The sequence below is a fragment of the Entomomonas moraniae genome (assembly GCF_003991975.1).
GTDB lineage: Bacteria > Pseudomonadota > Gammaproteobacteria > Pseudomonadales > Pseudomonadaceae > Entomomonas > Entomomonas moraniae.
Window position 1 is genome coordinate 156,122 of the sequence record NZ_CP029822.1, and the last position, 18,410, is coordinate 174,531.

Consider the following 18,410-nt stretch of genomic DNA (forward strand, 5'->3'; position numbering starts at 1 on the left):
TATCTTCTTAATAGTTTATTTTGAAAAAACGACTATTATTGCATATCTGCTAAACTATTTATAGAGCGCTCTATGCAATAGCCTACTATATCAGGCATAAGGAAGCATTATTAATCTGTTACGATAATATTGGCTATTTATTAGGCGTAACGAGATATTTAATGGTATTCTTAATGACCTTTATTATTTTTTAAGATTAGAAGAGTTATGATTAAATTACATACAAATTATGGCGTTATCACACTTAAGTTAGATGCTGAAAAGGCACCCGTTACTGCTGCGAACTTTGAAAAATATGTAAAAGAGGGGCATTATGATGGAACGATCTTCCATCGTGTGATTAATAACTTTATGATTCAAGGCGGTGGTTTTGAGTCTGGAATGAAGCAAAAAGAAACTAATGCTCCTATTAAGAATGAAGCCAATAATGGTTTATCTAATAAAGTGGGGACAATTGCAATGGCGCGTACAATGGATCCTCATTCAGCCAGTGCACAGTTTTTTATCAATGTTAAAGATAATACGTTCTTAGACCATACAGCACCGACTCCTCAAGGCTGGGGATACGCAGTGTTCGGTGAGGTGGTTGATGGTATGGACGTGGTTGATAAAATTCGCGGCGTTGCCACAACGTCTAAAGCAGGTCATCAAGATGTACCTTTAGAAGATGTTGTCATTGAAAAAGCTGAGGTTGTTGCAGATTAATTTTTGATGAGTGTTTTATTAATTTCTGATTTGCATCTTAGTGAAGAACGCCCTGATATCACAGAGGCGTTCTTATTTTTTTTAAAACATAAAACTGATCATTGTGAGCGTTTATACATCCTTGGTGATTTTTTTGATGTATGGGTGGGTGATGATGGGATGGGTGTATTTGAGCACCGCATTGCAAATGAATTAAATAAGTTGGCAGAAAAGGGCATTACAATTTATTTGATGCATGGTAATCGGGATTTTGCCATTAGTTCTACGTTTTGTCGGCTAGCAAACTGTACTTTATTAAAAGATCCAACATTAGTTGATTTTTATGGTATACCAGTTTTATTATCTCATGGTGATTTTTTATGTACACAAGACATTGCTTATCAGAGGATGCGTCGATTGTACAGAAATTCATTTGTTTTATTTCTGCTAAAACGCTTACCTCTAATAGTGAGAAGATATATTGGGCGTAAGTTAAGAGCCAAAAGCCGTATTAATAAAAAAAATAAGGCAGCAAGTATAATGGATGTTACACCACAGGCGGTGGTAGAGCTATTAGAAAAATATAAAGTGCAGTTCTTAATTCACGGGCATACGCATCGACCTGCTATTCACGAGCTTATGGCAAATCAGAAGCCTGCTAAAAGAATAGTGTTAGGTGACTGGGAGCCAAACGGAACGATTTTAAAGGTGACCTCAGGGCATTTTGGGCTAGAAAAAGTATACTAATGTCTATTAGAATAAGGATAAGTCCCTTATTCTAAATTTTATATGATGCTATGTTAGTTTACAGCCTAAATTCAGCAATTAAAACGATTGAAAAGCAGTTGTTGTATATTGTCTATGGTGATGATTTAAACTACCAGATAGAAGTGAAATTGAGTATCTTAAGTGTTTTAAGAAATACGAAAAAGCCTTGTTTTACTATTCGCATTCTCACTGATCGTCCTGATGATTATAAAGGGTGGCCTGTTGAAATTATTGTCATAGAGGCACAGACGTTAAATGACTGGCTAGGCGATACACATTATCATTATCGTCGTAAATTAATGGGGCTATTAGCACTATTACCCTATGCTGAACGTACAGTTTTTTTAGACACTGATACGGTTGTACAAAAAGATATTAATGCTCTTTTTGCCTTTTCAGATAAACAAATCTTAGTGGATACCATCGATGGTACATGGCAAGAAAGACGTTATGATGCATTGATTTTAAAAGTGAGTGAGTATTTATTAAAAACACACCTACAGTATGACTTGTCAATCCCTTTAATTAATTCAGGTGTATTAGGTTTTGTTAAGGATGATGTAGCCATTATTCAACAAGCGGTTGATTTGCTAGATGAGTTATGGCCAGTAGATCATCAGTGTCGAGTGCTAGAACAGTTTTGTCTTGCTATTTGTATTAATAAACAAAAGGATGTCATTGAACATAATATTATTTACCATTACTGGAGTAGAAAAGAGTTCTTTCAGCAAATGGGGCGTCATTATTTTGAGCAATATGGCTATAGTTACCACCCTAACTTTTTGGAAACGAGTAAAGAGATACCTGAATATATCATACGCCCAACTTTGCTAAAACGTTTATGTTATCGATTGAAAGTGAGACCTTTCCCTAAGAAGCAACGCAGTGGTATCTTGAAGTTACTCTATGCGATAGCGTTAGGTGAAGAGGGATACGAAGGAAAGCAAAAAATAGCGTATTGGCAACAGGCAATGAATAGGGGATTTTTACGTTATAACCCTAAGGCTTATGAAGATTTTCAATCAGGTCTCTGGCCAACTGATTATAAGGATATTGTCTCGACACCAGAACAGCAAGGTTTTTTGACATTTCTTAGAGAAGAAAGGCTACTTAAGCAGTAGCCTTCGCATTATTTGACAATTACTTCATCGGTATCTTGTTGTTCAGTTACAAAGCCGGGTGGTGTTTGTGTGGTGCTAATGGTTAAATCAGGTTGAATATAAAAACTAATACCCCCTAAAAGTTCCGTACGCGTCATAGCACTGATAATTTTTGAAGGCGCTTTAGCTTGGAAATAAACAGATGCGTTTCTTCCCTTAATAAACGGGAGATCAATTTTCTCTTGAGTATTGGGGGGGATGCTTCCCACCGCTGAGTCTTTGTCATTTATTTTGATGGTATACAATAAATTCTCTGTAGACATATTGTAAATGGTTAAGCTGGGGCGCTCTTGCCATGCAACAAACACAAATGAGCATAATAAAATAATTAAAATGGTTAATACACGACGTTTAGTCGCTAGTCTGGCCCCTCTTCTCGGTGGGGGCGTGTTATTGTCTATATTCACAATGTTATCTCATTTTCTTTCAATAAGTTTAATAAATCATCTTCACTCCAAACAGTAATCCCTAACTCGTTGGCTTTGGTTAGCTTAGAGCCAGCATCAGTACCTGTAAGTACAATGGTTGTTTTGGCTGAAACACTTCCCGAAACTTTTGCGCCGAGTTGTTCTAAATACTGTTTAGCGGTCTCCCGTTTTAACTGGTGTAATGTGCCTGTTAATACCCACGTTTGACCTGTGAGTGGTAATGCTTGTGTCTTTTGCTTGGGTTCGCTTTGCCAGTGCATCCCAAACGCTTTTAATTGTTGCTCAAGGGTAAGGACATACTCTCTATTTTTAGCAAGGCTAAAATAAGAAAGCAGACTCTGTGCCGCGCGTTCTGGCAAGCGATCAACTGCAGATAAGTCTATTTTATCAGCCCTTATAATCTCTTCAAGACTGCTGAAACGTTTTGTTATACGTTCAGCAGTTGTATCTGCGATGTAAGGGATGTCGAGGCTTTTTAAGAGCTTAGTTAGCGTGAAGCTTGCAGCAAGTTGATCTGAAATGTCACTTTCATTTTGTAGTTCAATAAAGGTGAGCAGTTGTTGCAGCGTTTTTTGATTATGCTCTTCTTGGAAGAAGTTATTGATCTCATAAGCAACCTCTAACCCAATATCAGGAAGAGAGGTTAAGATTTCTGGCATTGCGACTTGAATACGCGAGAGCGAGCCAAATGAGCGAGCCAATAGTTTTGATGTGCTTTCTCCTACATTAGGAATACCGAGTGCATAAATAAAACGAGCTAAATCTGCTTTTTTACTATTAGCAATGGCGGATAGTAGGTTTTGTGTGGATGTCTGGGCAAAGCCCTCTAAAACAATCACTTGATCGAACGTTAATTGGTAAAGGTCAGCAGGGGAGCGGATAAGGGATTGATCCACCAGTTGTTCAATAATCTTGTCCCCTAAACCATCAATATCCATTGCTTTACGGGACACGAAATGGATGATGGATTGTTTTACTTGTGCAGGACAGGATAATCTACCAGTACAACGATAGGTAGAACCCTCTGAAATATGTTCTTGCCCTTTGCTTCGCTTTATTAATTGTGTTTTTTCTACCATTGAACCACACACTGGGCAGTGGGATGGGATGGTTATAGGTTCCGCGTGGCTAGGCCTACGTGCTAATACTACACTGGTTATTTGTGGAATTACATCGCCTGCACGACGGATAATGACAGAGTCACCAACCATGAGACCAAGGCGTGTGACTTCATCCATATTATGCAGTGTTGCATTTGAAACGATTACACCACCTACATGGACAGGTTCTAATCGTGCCACAGGGGTGACTGCCCCCGTACGGCCGACCTGAAATTCAACGGCAAACAGTTTAGTTATTTCTTCTTGGGCTGGAAATTTATAAGCAATGGCCCAGCGTGGCTCGCGGGAACGAAAACCAAGTTGTTGCTGTGCCTCTATATTGTTGACTTTAAAAACAACCCCATCAATATCATAATCTAAAGTATCGCGGCGTTGGCCAATTTGTTGGTAATAAGCAAAACACTCCTCAAATCCTTTAGCCAGTTTTAGCTCTGGACTAATCGGAATTCCCCACGATTTTAATTGCTCAAGCGTTTGTTGTTGGGTTGTGATTTGTTGGTTGTCAGGCAAAACAAAACCATAACAGCAGAAAGTGAGTGGGCGTGTAGCGGTAATTTTTGAGTCAAGTTGGCGTAAAGAGCCCGCCGCCGCATTACGGGGATTAGCAAAAGGTTTATTACCACTGGCCAACATACTTGTATTGAGTTTTTCAAACCCGGCATGGGGCATATAAACTTCACCCCTGACTTCCAATCGTTTGGGCCAGTCTGTTCCAAAGAGTTTTAGAGGGATATTGCGGATTGTTCGTACATTGGCGGTAATATCTTCCCCTGTTGTACCATCACCACGTGTAGCTGCTTGGGTTAGGCTCCCATTCTCATAAATTAAACTCACCGCTAAACCATCTAGCTTAGGTTCACAACAGTAGATGATCTCATCTGATGTGGCTAATCCTTCTTTAACTCGACGGTCAAAGTTTTGTAAATCATCTTCTTCAAAGGCATTGCCAAGGCTTAACATGGGAGTTTCATGTTGTATGCTATTAAATTGAGGAAGTGCTTGGCCTCCCACTCGTTGCGTTGGAGAGTCAGCGGTTTTTAATTCAGGAAATTGAGTTTCTAAAGACTGAAGTTCTTTGAATAAGCGATCATATTCAATATCGGGGATAGTCGGTGCATCAAGTACATAATATTGATGGCTATGGTGATTAAGTTCTTTACTTAGCTCATCAATACGTATAGAAGCTTGTTCTTTTGTCAGCATAGTGATACCAGAAAGTAAAAAGGTACAATGAAGTACCTTTTAAATATAAGGGGTTAATATCTTTTTTTCAGTTTACGGCGCTCAAAGTCAACAATACTTTGACGATAATGTTCAATGGTTTGTGCAGTCATCACGCTGTGTTGGTCATCAAGAAGCTCACCATTGAGTTCATTGGCCAGTTTACGTGCAGCGGCTAGCATAACATCAAAGGCACGCTTAGGGTGTTTAGGACCAGGAAGACCTAAAAAGAAACTAACCGCACGTGTTGAGAAGTGGTCAATATCATCTAAGTCAAAGGTTCCAGGTTTTACCCCATTGGCCATAGAGAAGTAGCGTTCGCCATTGCCTGTCATGCTTTCATGACGATGGAATATATCCATTTCACCAAAACGTAAACCACTTTCTAAAATGTTTTGTAGTAGTGCTGGGCCTTTAAAGCCGTCTTTGTCTTGTGCAACAACATTGATAATTAATACTTTTTCGATAGGAAGAGGTTTGCTTTCTGTTTCTTGTTCGTTACTGTTTATATTATTGGATGCACTAGCTACTTCATCTGCTAAGTTTAAGCTGATTTGTGGTTCTTGTTTTTTCGCTTTATGTGCTGTGTTAATTTCTTTAGAGGACAGGGGAAAGGCATCCTCCATCACCTCTTTATCATCATTAAAAACAGGAGAGGGACTAAATTTCGTTTTTGTTTCATCGTTATCGTAATATTGGTTTAAATTCCGATCAAGCCTTAGCTTGCCACGGCTGCCTCGAATTCGACGCCAGCCATCAAAGAGAATGGCTGCAATAACAATGAGACCAATAATAATTAGCCATTCACGCAAGCCCAGTTCCATTCAATCTCCTGTTAATAAAATTATTAAAACTTAAACTTCTTAAGTATACGGATTATTAAGTCTTTATGGAAAGTAAAATCAATTAATTTAGTATCTAATATGTTTCATAATTATAAAATTAAACAAAGATTCTGGCTAGCTTATATCATGATAAAGCTTTTGCTCATAAGTAAGTAATATTTTTAATTATCAACATGTTTATAGGGAAATGCATCGGGATAAACATTTTGAAGGGATGCATTTAATTTATTAATATCATTATTAAGTAAGTAGATTTTTATAAACCACATGGAGTAGCCTTGGCTGAAATATAAGGTATTTTTTTGTTTCTCACCCGCATAGTTTTTAAATAGAAATAATCCATAACGCTCATATAGACGATATGTGCTTATCGTATGGCGTGTTACCTCTATTGTATTTAATGTTTTTAAACGTTCTAAGTAAGTTTCATCAAGAGGCTCGTCCTTTTGAGCAAAACTAATTGTGGGTTGCCAGTCTATAAAAATGGCATTGAGTGTATCATTAAATTTGTAAAAAAGGCGTGAAAAATAACGATCAAAAGAACAGCTATTGTTATAACATCCACCTAAAACAGTGTCTCCTGTATACAAAGCTACATGAGCTAAGGTAGCGGCAACAACCATTTGATAGTTTCTTTCGTTTTCTAGCGGAATAAGTAGGCTTCTCTCTTGTTTAGACAGCGGTGCTAATAGAGGTTCTAGCTCTGCAAGATAAGGTTTTAAATGAATGCCCGAATGTAATAAGCGATCTAAAACAAAGTAGTGGTTAGTCAGTGTCGTGATAAATATACTGTTATCTTCTAATGTTTTCTGCTTACTTGCTAGCATATGGCGATAAAATGTAATGTCGTTAATTAAAAAACGCATTCCTTTGTCTATTTGTCCATTTTGGATATCTAATATGGCTTGTGCGGTGAGTAGCTGAGAAATGCTGTTGATGTATTGGTAGGGAACAGAACTATTAATATTATAAGGGAGGATGTGCGCAAACTGAGAGTATTTTTGTAAAGCAAGGTAGTTGTTAATATAGCCTTGTTGCTCTTCTAGTAATTGCCTAATGTGTGATGACTGCCCTTTAATCTCAGGCAGACAGTTTATATTGTTAGTTTGTGCATCACAGGGCGATTTATAAAGAGCGCTTAATTGGTTGTTGCCGGGTAAAACAAAGGGCATGTTGTATTCATAAGGTGTTTCTTGAGTTTTCTTAATAAATACTTCGATGGCTTTAAACCCATCCGGAAACATTTGTTCAGGCGTATCAACATTAAAACCTGCCATTGCAATAAACGCATTGTGTTCTGGTGCAATATCTGTTTTAGGAATAATTAATGTAAATTGCTCTTGCACTTTTGGTAAGAGTTTTCCATCCCTAGTTTGTCCCCAAATAAGCAGTAAGATAACAGTAATAATAATTACATAAACATAAAGGGGCGTTCTTTTACTCATCATAGTGCTAGTGTCTTTTATTTCCAATATAAAAAGTAATATTTAATCGTAAAGTACGTGTGATAGCAACCATCAATATATATGCAACTAGATTATAAGTCTTTTGATGAGCTTAAACAGTGAAAATTTATGGTGTTTTATGTTAAATTAGAGAAAATATTATTGATTATAATGAGTTTATGAAAAGGATTGGTTATCTTATTTGCTCACTGTTAGCCATCTGTTATGTCGATGCTAAAGTCTATAATTGTATGGACTCACAAGGGCAGCGTATTTTTTCTGATAAGCCATGCGCTGAAGCAACTGTTGGGAAAGGGATTGTTTCAAACTATGAAAGTGGTAGTTTAGCCGTCCAAAAGGTACCAGTGGTGCTGGATGATCGGATGGCTGATAAAATTCGCTACCGTATCTCACCTGCTGAAATAAAGAAAAAATATTGTGCTAAATACTCCCAGGTTGAGCGTAATCGTTTGGTACAAACGCGACAAGTGGTGCTTGGTATGTATTTGGCAGACGTGATTAAGGTCTGGGGCGCACCTATTGCATCAGATGGTAACCGACTATTATTTCAAGATCATGATGAGACCGTCACTATTTCTTTATTGGAGGGGTGTGTGATAAATATTGGGCGCGACTATCTCACGGAAGATGAGTTTTTTAACCCCGAGTTATATGAGCCTGTCGAAAATAATAACGTAGATTATTAGAATGCGGTTAGCACTCTGTACTTTTATTATAGGGGTATTGAGTCTTCGTTTTTTGCCTTGTTTACCCTCTCCCTTTTTTTTTATCTTGCTGGGTTGTTTAGGTTTAGCGTTATTGCCTTGGCGGTTTTATCCGATAGGCCTATTATTAATAGGCTTTGTATGGGGTGGGAGCGCCGCCAGTTTTGTTATTGGTGATAGATTAGACCGTAGTCTTGATGGACAAACCCTCTGGTTAGAAGGAAAGATAGTTGGGTTGCCCGAATATGCAGACAAGGTCATACGCTTTCAATTAGATCATGCGAAAAATACTGAGGTTAGATTACCTAAGCACATCAGGCTCTCATGGTATCAGGGAGAGCCTCTAGAAACAGGGGAGCGTTGGCGTTTAAAAGTAAGGCTTAAATACCCGCGAGGAACTGTTAACCCTAACACTTTTGATTATGAGCAATGGTTAACTGCTAAACATATAGGCGCAACTGGTACAGTAAAAGAGGGGTACCGTTTAGAGGCAAGTGCTTATGCCAGTAACTGGCGGTATTTAGTAAAAGTAAAAATTAATCAGCACCTTCCCGAAGATATGCGAGCAGGTATTGTCGCATTGGTATTGGGCGATGGTTCTGGTTTAACAAAACAGCAGTGGCAGGTATTACAAGAAACAGGCACCATTCATCTGATGGTGATTTCAGGGCAGCACATTACATTACTTGCAGGCTTTATTTATTTCTGGGTAGTGTGCTTAGTACGGTTAGGCTTATGGCCTACCAGAATCCCTTGGTTACCTGTTGCTTGTGGTTTGGCTATGTTAGGTGCTTTAGGTTATGGGCTACTAGCAGGTTTTGAGGTGCCTGTGAAGCGGGCTTGTATTATGTTGGCGTTGGTTTTTATATGGCGTTTAAGATTTCGCCATTTAGGGATTGTGACACCTTTTTTAATGGTATTAGCCATTGTATTAGCTGTTGATCCGCTGGCCAGTTTGCAAGCTGGTTTTTGGTTGTCTTTCTGCTCCGTTGCTATTTTACTATTAGTGTTCTCAGGGCGTTTGTCTCGTCAAAACTGGTTGCTTACCGCAATAAAGTTAGAGGTGGCCATTACTATTGGTTTATTACCTATCTTGTTGGCGTTATTACTGCCTGTGAGTTTAACCGCGCCGATTGCTAATTTAATTGCTGTTCCCGTAGTGAGCTTTATTGTTGTTCCTTTGGCCTTATTGGGTACGCTTTTTCTTTTTATACCCTTTGTTGGTACTTGGTTATTGTGGTTAGCCGGGGCTGCATTAAAATCCTTGTTTTGTATCTTGGGCTTTATGGCATCTATTATCCCCGCGTGGATTGCTCCAGTTTATTCGGTTTGGACTATTCCATTAGCTCTTTTGGGCGTCTTCTTAATACTCTTACCTCGTGGTTTGTTGGTGCGTGGTTTTGGTTTTATTTTTTGTTTCCCTCTATTTTTTACTGAGCAAGTTTTACCCGAAGAGGGGAGGGCTGAAGTGGTTGTGTTTGACGTTGGACAAGGCACATCTGTTTTAATTAAGACAAAAACACATGCATTACTCTATGACACAAGCCCCAGTTTTGGTGATTTTAATGTTGGAGAGCGTGTGGTATTGCCAGCTATGCGGCGACAAGGTATTACAAAACTGGATACCCTTGTTATTTCCCATGCAGACACAGACCATGCCGGGGGATTACAAGCTATTGAGCAGTCTTTAAATGTTCTTCATATAATAAGTGGTGAAGTGAGTAAACTTAACTATTCAAAGCCCGTAAGCTCCTGCCAAAATGCTTCTTGGTGGTGGGATGGCGTAAAGTTTACATTATGGCAATGGCAAGAGGCTAAAAAAAGTAATGATCTTTCTTGTGTATTGTTAGTGGAGGCGCAGAATGAGCGTTTGTTATTAACTGGAGATGTTTCTGCTAAGGCCGAGCAGGCATGGGTAAAAGAGAACCCTATTAAAATACATTGGCTATTGGCGGCACATCACGGCAGTAAGCAAAGCTCTTCAGGCGCTTTTTTAGCTGCAATAAAACCTGAAACAGTACTGTTTTCTCGTGGGTGGTTAAATCCATTTCATCATCCGCACCCTGATGTGATATTGCGTTATAATAAGGTGCAAGCAAATATTGAAGATACAGCAGTATCCGGAGCTCTGGTCATAAAGTTGGGTGATTATTTACCTATTACTAGAGCACGTGATACAAAAAAATTTTGGCGAAAAGAGTAACAACGGTTTATTATAAACAGTTAACCTGTAAAAAATTTTAGAATGGAGTATAAAACGTGTGGGTGTTTGTTAAATCAGGTGGGATCATGATGCTCCCAATCATCCTTTGTTCTATTGTGGCAATGGGTATTATTATTGAACGATTAATTGTTTTAAGAACAACGAAGATCGCCCCGGCCCCTTTAATGGGAAAGGTTTGGAATTGGTTTAAATCAGGCCAAATTGACCAAGTTCGTCTAGAAGAGTTAAGAAAGGATTCACCTTTAGGACAAATTTTAGCGGCAGGCTTAGCGAATGCTCACAAAGGGCATGACAAAATGAGAGAAGCCATTGAAGAAACAGGTGGTTTTGTTATTCATCAATTAGAACGCTATTTAAATACCTTGGGTACAATTGGTGCGATAGCGCCTTTGTTAGGTTTACTCGGTACGGTTTTTGGTCTTATTGAAATATTCAGCGCTTTTTTAGGTGGTGGCACACCTGATACAGGTAAACTAGCCGGCGGTATTGCTATGGCGTTGGTCACAACAGCGTCTGGTCTGATTGTGGCGATCCCTGCGGTTTTCTTCCATCGTTTTCTATTACGTAAGGTTGATGATCTTGTGGTGGCGATGGAACAAAATGTAACCAAGTTAGTTGATGCAATTGATGATAGCTACAATCAAGTAGACAATACTTCTGCATCAAGCGCTAGAAAGAATAAGGCTAAATCTTCAGATACTGTTCGAGGCGAGTGAACGTGAAATTTAGAAGAGCAAGAGGCAATGGCGCGGCACGTGATGAGATTTTCATTAATCTGGCCTCGCTGATTGATATCGTTTTTGTGTTATTGCTGTTTTTTATTGTAACAACAACCTTTATTCGTGAGAATCAATTAAGCATTGAGTTACCTGAGGCCAGTGTGCGTAACCCAGTGATTTCATCTGCTGCGGATAGGCTAGAAGTTACCATCAGTAATGATGGGCGTTATGCTGTTAATGGGCGAGTACTGCCTGAGTCAACAGAAGCAGCTTTGATGGATGCTGTCACCGCAGAGTCTAAAGGTAATAAAGATATCCCCGTGTTGATTACAGCTGATGCTAACGCAAAATACCAGTCAGTCATTACGGCTATGTCAGTTGCTGGGCAGTTAGGGCTTTCTAAACTGCGTTTGGTAACGGTAGAGTCTGAACAGTAGTATGGTGTTTAGCGATTGTTTAATAGCCTCATGGTACGGCCAAAGAAAACCATTTACTTGGTTGCTACCATTTTCAACACTTTATGCTAAACAAGCTGTAAAACGTAGAAATGCCTACCTTAATGGAGCTAAGGAGACTTATAAAGCGCCTGTTCCTGTTATTGTGGTTGGTAATATTACCGTCGGTGGAACAGGTAAAACCCCCTTGATTTTATGGCTGATTGAATATTGCCGATCTAAAGGTTTATCTGTTGGTGTAGTAAGCCGTGGCTATGGTGCTAAGCCGCCACAGTTTCCATGGCACGTAACGGCTGATCAGTCTGCTAAAGCATGTGGTGATGAGCCACTGCTTATCGTTAAAAGAACAAGGGTTCCTTTAGTGATTGACCCTGTTCGTGTTAATGCAGTGAAGCAATTATTATCGACTGAAAAAATAGATATTATTCTTTGTGACGATGGTTTACAGCACTATAAGTTGGCGCGTGATGTAGAATTAGTGGTGATTGATGCAGCCCGTGGTTTAGGAAATGGCCATTGCTTACCCATGGGGCCTTTACGTGAACCTGTGAGTCGATTATCTTCAGTTGATGCAGTTATCTACAATGGTGCTGAAAGCGATAGTGAGCAAGGATTTGCCATGAAGCTTGAGCCCACTCAGTTAATTAATGTATTAACGGGTGAGCAATGCCGTGCGGAGTTTTTTCCAAAAGATCAACCAGTTAATGCCATTGCGGGGATCGGTAACCCACAACGCTTTTTTAAAACGCTTTCTTCTTTAGGATTTAATACGATAGAACATGCTTTTAATGACCATGCGGTTTATACGCAAGACTCATTAACATTCGATAACGATTACCCCATTATCATGACCGAAAAAGATGCGGTGAAATGTCAAAAAATCGCACAAAAAAACTGGTGGTATTTAGAGGTGGTTACAGCACCTTCTGAGGGTTTTAAAAACTGGTTTGATCAAAAAATTACTGAGCTTGTTAATTAAAACCGTTTATAATAAGCTGAATCCATTTGACAGATACTTCCTCATGAGGTTATTACAATGAATCAAAGTTTATTAGCTATCTTAGCTTGCCCCATTTGTAAAGGTCCTTTAGAACTCAGTCATGATAAAACAGAATTGATTAGTAAAGGCGCGGGTGTTGCTTATCCGATTCGTGATGGTATTCCAGTCATGCTGATTGATGAAGCACGTACATTAACTACTGATGAGCGGTTAGCCAAATGAGTACCCCTTTTATTGTTGTTATTCCTGCACGCTACGCCTCAACACGTCTACCGGGTAAACCTTTGCTCGATATTGCGGGCAAACCGATGATTCAACATGTTTGGGAAAGAGCATTAGAGAGTTCTGCCAAACAAGTTTATATCGCAACCGATGATGAGCGCATTAAAGTGGCTTGCCAAGCATTTAAAGCCCCTGTTCTGATGACAGGTGACCATCGTTCAGGTACCGATCGATTAGAAGAGATAGCGACCAAGCTTAATTTGGCAGATGACGAAATTATTGTGAATGTACAGGGCGATGAGCCTCTCATTCCTGCCAGTATTATTGATCAAGTCGCTAATAATCTTGCGTTATATACTGAAGCTAGAATTGCGACTCTCTCTGAACCTATTAAAGAGTTAGATGGTTTATTTAACCCTAATTTTGTTAAGGTGGTAACTGACCGTTTTGGCTATGCATTAAGTTTTAGCCGTGCCCCTATGCCTTGGGCCAGAGATGCTATGTTAGATGCACCTGATACGTTGCCGGCGGGTATTCCTTTTCGTCGTCATATTGGTCTTTATGCTTATCGTGCAGGCTTTTTGCACGATTATGTGGCGTGGGGATCTTGCTGGCTTGAACGTTGTGAAATGCTTGAGCAACTCCGTGCTTTATGGAATGGCGTAAAAATTCACGTGGGTGAGGCTATTGAGGTTCCTCCTGCTGGAGTTGATACGATTGAAGACCTAGAACGTGTGAAGCAGCTGTTGGAACAAAAATAGTGCGTATTTTAATGGTTTGTTTGGGCAATATTTGTCGTTCACCCTCGGCGGAGGGTGTTCTTCGCCATAAACTAAAGCAAGCGGGGCTAGTGGATAAAGTTTTTGTTGATTCGGCAGGGATTGGTGGTTGGCATGAGGGTGATACACCTGACAAGCGTGCTCAGAAAGTAGCTAAAAATAGAGGCTACGATATATCAGGGCTTGGAGCAAGGCAAATACAGCCCGATGATTTTTCATCATTTGATGTGATTTTAGGTATGGATCATAACAATATCAAAGCCTTAAAACAAATGCCTCAAGGCAGCGCTGTTATCGATTTATTTTTAAACTATGCCCATGCAGAACGTACCGAAATGGTAGATCCTTATTATGGGGATATGCAAGATTTTGATCAAATGTTTGACCTTTTAGAAGTGGGTTGTGATGCTATTATCCAACGTTTGAAGGGGCAACTGTGAGCTTAAATATTCAAGAGCATGTTTCTCTTAAGCCTTTTAATACATTAGGTATTGATGTTAATGCACGTTATATGCTCTTCATTGAAGACAGTGCCACTTTGTTGGAAGCCTTAGCATGGGCTGAACAACACAATATTTATGTGACCGTCATTGGTGGTGGTAGTAATACCTTGTTGACTCAAGATATTGATAGTTTAGTGTTAGTCATACAAACACAAGGTATTCGTATCGTTGAACAACAAGGCTCTGCGGTGATCGTTGAAGTTGAAGCGGGTGTGGTTTGGCATGAGCTAGTAACGTGGTCAGTACAGCAGGGCTTAGGTGGTATTGAGAATTTAAGTTTAATTTATGGTACAGTAGGGGCTGCGCCCGTACAAAATATTGGCGCTTATGGCGTTGAGTTTAAAGATGTGTGCCATCAAGTACAGGCGATTAACAGAGTAACACGAACAGTACGTTTATTTACTGCTGAGGAATGCAGTTTTAGTTATCGTGATAGCTTTTTTAAGCACTATCCCGAACAATGGATTGTTACAAGGGTTCAAATTAGATTAGACCATAAGGCACCTGTTAATATTGGTTATGCCGCACTGCAAAGTAATCTTCCAGAGCACACTGACCAGCTCAGCTATGAAGCGGTGAGTCAGCTGGTGATTAAAACCCGACAACAGCGATTACCCAACCCGATGCAGTTAGGTAACGCGGGTAGTTTTTTTAAAAATCCAATCGTGACCATAGAAAAAGCAGAGCAGTTAAAACAACAGTATGCAGACCTTGTGACATACCCGTACAGTGTTGGTCAAGTTAAACTAGCCGCGGGCTGGCTAATTGATAAGGCAGGATTAAAAGGTTTTCGTGAAGGTGATGTAGGAACATACCCTTTACAAGCATTAGTTCTAGTGAATTATGGAACAGCAACAGGGAAGGATGTGTTACAAGTTGCACAAAAAATACAAACGATTGTCAAAGAAAAGTTTGGCGTTTTACTAGAGCCAGAACCTGTTATTTTATAGTGGGTTATATCGACGTAAATAAAAAACATCGGCACTGAGTTGCCGATGTTTTTTTATACATTATTTGATCAGTAAAATTTTATCTAACCAACAACTGGGTAATAGTCGTTTAGCATACCACATGCTTTTACTGACCATGGTAATACGATAGCGAATTTTAGGTTTTTTATGAGTAAATGCATGTTTGAGATAGGGCATCACATCATCGGGAGCCAATGAAAATTTAGCCGCAATACCGGGGTTTTTAACATGGTTGTTCTCATTAACTTGGTTAACATTTTCAGAAAACGAGGTCGTAATAGGCCCCGGTTCAATTAAGCTAATTTTTATCCCTGTATTATGTAACTCAAGACGTAATGCATCACTTAATGCTTCAACCGCGTATTTGCTAGCAGCATAAGCACCACGACCGGGCGTAGCAATAAAGCCCATCACTGAACTGGTTTGTACAATACGCCCTTCACCCTGAGCAAGCATCAACGGTAATAAATAATTGGTCAGCTCATGCAAGCCAAAGACATTGGTTGAAAATTGTCGTTCTAGTTGTTCGCGTGATATTTCTTGCAAAGGGCCATAAACACCAAAGCCCGCATTATTAAATAAGCCGTAAAGCTTTCCTTGTGTTATTTCTTTTATCTCTTGGCTAGCATTTTTAATACTCTCGCTATTATCGAGATCTAATAAAACAGCTTCAAACCCCTGTTCTTTGAGTTTTAGTAAGTCAGTTTCTTTACGGCAAGAGGTAATGACACGAAAACCGAGATCTTTTAAAAAGTGTGCAGCAGTTAATCCCATGCCGCTAGAGCAACCTGTTATAAAAATAGTTTTCAAGAGAGTTATCCTTGTACGCTGGTAGATAGCCAGTTTAACCTAGCCTGTTTGTAAAATACTACTGATTAAACTGATTATTACATTTTTTTGTAGGGTAGGGGTAGACTAAAGAATATGTGCTTAAAGACAAACGAAATGATCAAGTTGGCTTTTTTACGTTCACAGGAATAAGGGTTATCTGTTATATTGTGCAATTTTTACGCTGTCTTATTTTAAGCTAAATGGCTAGCCAACATGTTTTATAATTGTATTACATGGCCTTTGTGAGTGTTTTGATGAAAGAATTAAAGTTTGGTGATATTTTAGCGTTAGGTTTTATGACTTTTGCGCTATTTGTGGGGGCTGGAAATATTATTTTACCCCCTTTTATTGGGTTGCATGCAGGGCATAATGTTTGGTTTGCTGCAATTGGCTTTTTGATTACAGGCGTCAGTCTACCCGTCATTACCATTGTAGCAATGGCACGAGTGGGCGGTACCATGGCGGCGCTTACTCACCCTATTGGAAAAATAGCAGGAACATTACTGGCTGTCGTTTGTTACCTATCGATTGGTCCCCTTTTTGCTGGTCCAAGAACAGCAACTGTTTCTTTTGAAATTGGCATATTCCCTTTTTTAAAAGAAGGTGGTTTACTGCAATATGAAAATTATGCATTATTTGCTTACAGCCTTGTTTATTTTATTCTTGTGATTGGTGTTTCTTTTTATCCCGCAAAATTATTAGATTCTGTAGGGCATGTTCTCGCCCCTTTAAAAATATTAGCTCTATCTATATTAGGGGTGGCTGCTTTTCTTTATCCTGTGGGTGATGTTGTTCCCGCAACACAAGCCTATGAAACAGGGGCGTTTACGCAAGGGTTTATTAATGGTTATTTAACCATGGATACATTGGCCTCTTTAGCTTTTGGTGTGGTGATTATTAATGCCATACGCTCACGAGGAATTGAATCAACTCGATTAGTTGCGCGTTATGCAATTATTGCTGGGCTTATAGCAGGGATTGGTTTAACACTGGTTTACATAAGTTTGTTTAAATTAGGCAGTAACAGTGCGGCTATTTCTGTGGGATTAGATAATGGTGCAAAAGTACTGCAAGCGTATGTGAACTATACCTTTGGTGAGTTTGGAGCTATTTTTCTTGCTATTTTAATTGGTATTGCGTGTTTGGTAACGGCGATAGGTGTAACAACTGCTTGTAGCACATATTTTGCTAATTTATTACCTATCCCTTATCGTTTAGTGGTTTTAGTTGTGGCGACTGTTTCTTTTATTGTATCAAATATTGGATTAACTCAGTTGTTAGCTATCTCTGGACCGATACTTGTTGCCATTTATCCACCATGCATTGTGTTGGTATTGATGAGTTTCTTTAAATCGTTTTGGCGTAATCCGATGTATGTGTTTGCCCCAGTGATGTTAGTATCCTTCTTCTTTGGTGTTTTTGATGGATTAAAAGAAGCTAAACTAAGTGTCCCTGATTTTATTTCTACACTACCGCTGGCCGATGCCAGTTTAGCGTGGCTTATTCCTTCAATTGTCGTTTTAGTGTTGGCAACTGTTTGGGATGTGCTTTATGGAAAGGTAAGTAGCTAGCCATACAGTGGTTGGCTTTTATTGAAAGGAAAGAGAGTATGTCGTTGATACGTTTAAGCTGTTTATTTGTTTCTTGCTTATTATTGCTAGCTTGTCAACACACAGAGACAAAACCGCCGATTGATCGAGAGAGTACGCAACTACGTGCTGTCTTGACAAAACAGAATGGGCAGTGGATTGCGACGGATTGTATTAGTAATACCCATGAACGCCTGCAACTATTAGACGATGCTAATTTTACAGCTGATGCAGATACATTGGTTAACCGTTCTTCAAAAGGTCAGCTATTTATTGATGTGATGGGTGTTATCACTACGCAACCAAGTGCCGGTGAGTCAGGCCGTTTTACTGTTAAGAAATTAAACCGTTTAACAACTGATGTGAATAAAGGGTGTCGAGAGGATGATTATAATCGAGTTGTTATTAGGGCGATTGGTAAAAATCCTCTCTGGGTGACCAGTATAGCGCCTAAAGGATTAGTGTTAGAGCGTATCAACCAAGCTCCGCTGGTTTTACCTTATGTTGATGAGCGTTTGCCTGATGGACAAATGAACTTTGCAACTGAGGCTAATAACCAGAAAATACAGCTCTGGGCAGCACCTGAACGTTGTGTAGATGAAGAAACGGGTGATATTTATTCGTTGCGCACTATCTTAACTATTAACTATCAAACGCTTCAAGGGTGTGGTTATTTAGGGAAGGCATCAGGATTAATCAATTAGTGTCTTTAATTACCTA

At 39.4% G+C, this 18,410-nt stretch carries 19 protein-coding genes; 14 read left to right on the forward strand and 5 right to left on the reverse strand.

What is annotated here, in order from left to right; genetic code table 11:
* Positions 1 to 207: 207 nt before the first annotated feature.
* Genes DM558_RS00840 through DM558_RS00850 form a run of 3 tightly spaced genes read left to right on the forward strand, consistent with a single transcriptional unit; the run spans position 208 to position 2,573 of the window.
* The gene (locus DM558_RS00840; RefSeq protein ID WP_127161628.1) at positions 208 to 705 is read left to right on the forward strand and encodes a peptidylprolyl isomerase; all 498 of its coding nucleotides are present in this window, start codon (positions 208 to 210) and stop codon (positions 703 to 705) included.
* A 6-nt stretch (positions 706 to 711) separates the two neighbouring features.
* The gene (locus DM558_RS00845) at positions 712 to 1,431 is read left to right on the forward strand and encodes a UDP-2,3-diacylglucosamine diphosphatase (protein ID WP_127161629.1); all 720 of its coding nucleotides are present in this window, start codon (positions 712 to 714) and stop codon (positions 1,429 to 1,431) included.
* Positions 1,432 to 1,481: 50 nt separating this feature from the next.
* The gene (locus DM558_RS00850; protein WP_127161630.1) at positions 1,482 to 2,573 is read left to right on the forward strand and encodes a glycosyltransferase family protein; all 1,092 of its coding nucleotides are present in this window, start codon (positions 1,482 to 1,484) and stop codon (positions 2,571 to 2,573) included.
* 8 nt (positions 2,574 to 2,581) lie between these two features.
* Here DM558_RS00850 and DM558_RS00855 read toward each other — a convergent pair whose 3' ends face one another.
* From DM558_RS00855 to DM558_RS00870, 4 genes are all read right to left on the reverse strand, one after another.
* Positions 2,582 to 3,019 (reverse strand): hypothetical protein, encoded by a 438-nt coding sequence (locus DM558_RS00855; protein WP_127161631.1) that lies wholly within the window; start codon positions 3,017 to 3,019, stop codon positions 2,582 to 2,584.
* On the reverse strand, positions 3,016 to 5,364 hold the full coding sequence (gene ligA / locus DM558_RS00860; protein ID WP_127161632.1) for an NAD-dependent DNA ligase LigA: 2,349 nt from the start codon (positions 5,362 to 5,364) through the stop codon (positions 3,016 to 3,018). Before ligA ends, DM558_RS00855 begins: the two co-directional genes overlap by 4 nt.
* Positions 5,365 to 5,417: 53 nt before the next feature.
* The gene (zipA, locus tag DM558_RS00865; protein WP_127161633.1) at positions 5,418 to 6,206 is read right to left on the reverse strand and encodes a cell division protein ZipA; all 789 of its coding nucleotides are present in this window, start codon (positions 6,204 to 6,206) and stop codon (positions 5,418 to 5,420) included.
* 182 nt (positions 6,207 to 6,388) lie between these two features.
* Positions 6,389 to 7,675, reverse strand: coding sequence for a hypothetical protein (locus tag DM558_RS00870; protein ID WP_127161634.1), 1,287 nt, complete (start codon positions 7,673 to 7,675; stop codon positions 6,389 to 6,391).
* A gap of 176 nt (positions 7,676 to 7,851) precedes the next feature.
* On the opposite strand from DM558_RS00870, the gene DM558_RS00875 reads away from it, so the two are divergent.
* Genes DM558_RS00875 through murB form a run of 9 tightly spaced genes read left to right on the forward strand, consistent with a single transcriptional unit; the run spans position 7,852 to position 15,249 of the window.
* The gene (locus tag DM558_RS00875; RefSeq protein ID WP_127161635.1) at positions 7,852 to 8,379 is read left to right on the forward strand and encodes a DUF4124 domain-containing protein; all 528 of its coding nucleotides are present in this window, start codon (positions 7,852 to 7,854) and stop codon (positions 8,377 to 8,379) included.
* 1 nt (position 8,380) lies between these two features.
* Entirely contained in the window at positions 8,381 to 10,600 is a 2,220-nt protein-coding gene (locus DM558_RS00880) for a DNA internalization-related competence protein ComEC/Rec2 (RefSeq protein WP_127161636.1), read from the forward strand.
* Positions 10,601 to 10,656: 56 nt separating this feature from the next.
* Positions 10,657 to 11,337 (forward strand): MotA/TolQ/ExbB proton channel family protein, encoded by a 681-nt coding sequence (locus DM558_RS00885; protein WP_127161637.1) that lies wholly within the window; start codon positions 10,657 to 10,659, stop codon positions 11,335 to 11,337.
* 2 nt (positions 11,338 to 11,339) lie between these two features.
* Entirely contained in the window at positions 11,340 to 11,777 is a 438-nt protein-coding gene (locus tag DM558_RS00890; protein ID WP_127161638.1) for an ExbD/TolR family protein, read from the forward strand.
* Position 11,778: 1 nt separating this feature from the next.
* Complete coding sequence (gene lpxK / locus DM558_RS00895) at positions 11,779 to 12,774, forward strand: tetraacyldisaccharide 4'-kinase (protein ID WP_127161639.1); 996 nt, start codon at positions 11,779 to 11,781, stop codon at positions 12,772 to 12,774.
* A 57-nt stretch (positions 12,775 to 12,831) separates the two neighbouring features.
* Positions 12,832 to 13,017 carry a Trm112 family protein gene (locus DM558_RS00900; protein ID WP_109703481.1) on the forward strand — a complete coding sequence of 62 codons (186 nt, stop codon included), beginning with the start codon at positions 12,832 to 12,834 and terminating at the stop codon, positions 13,015 to 13,017.
* Positions 13,014 to 13,778: a 3-deoxy-manno-octulosonate cytidylyltransferase gene (kdsB, locus tag DM558_RS00905; protein WP_127161640.1), complete on the forward strand. Its 765-nt coding sequence runs from the start codon at positions 13,014 to 13,016 to the stop codon at positions 13,776 to 13,778. Before DM558_RS00900 ends, kdsB begins: the two co-directional genes overlap by 4 nt.
* Positions 13,778 to 14,236 (forward strand): low molecular weight protein-tyrosine-phosphatase, encoded by a 459-nt coding sequence (locus DM558_RS00910; protein ID WP_127161641.1) that lies wholly within the window; start codon positions 13,778 to 13,780, stop codon positions 14,234 to 14,236. Before kdsB ends, DM558_RS00910 begins: the two co-directional genes overlap by 1 nt.
* Positions 14,233 to 15,249 (forward strand): UDP-N-acetylmuramate dehydrogenase, encoded by a 1,017-nt coding sequence (gene murB, locus DM558_RS00915; protein WP_127161642.1) that lies wholly within the window; start codon positions 14,233 to 14,235, stop codon positions 15,247 to 15,249. Before DM558_RS00910 ends, murB begins: the two co-directional genes overlap by 4 nt.
* 60 nt (positions 15,250 to 15,309) lie before the next feature.
* Here the strand turns inward: murB and DM558_RS00920 are convergent, their stop codons facing one another.
* Complete coding sequence (locus DM558_RS00920) at positions 15,310 to 16,080, reverse strand: SDR family oxidoreductase (RefSeq protein ID WP_228411780.1); 771 nt, start codon at positions 16,078 to 16,080, stop codon at positions 15,310 to 15,312.
* 275 nt (positions 16,081 to 16,355) lie between these two features.
* On the opposite strand from DM558_RS00920, the gene brnQ reads away from it, so the two are divergent.
* Both brnQ and DM558_RS00930 read left to right on the forward strand, forming a co-directional pair.
* Entirely contained in the window at positions 16,356 to 17,672 is a 1,317-nt protein-coding gene (gene brnQ / locus DM558_RS00925; protein WP_127161643.1) for a branched-chain amino acid transport system II carrier protein, read from the forward strand.
* A gap of 38 nt (positions 17,673 to 17,710) precedes the next feature.
* Positions 17,711 to 18,394 carry a hypothetical protein gene (locus DM558_RS00930; protein ID WP_127161644.1) on the forward strand — a complete coding sequence of 228 codons (684 nt, stop codon included), beginning with the start codon at positions 17,711 to 17,713 and terminating at the stop codon, positions 18,392 to 18,394.
* Positions 18,395 to 18,410: the final 16 nt, after the last annotated feature.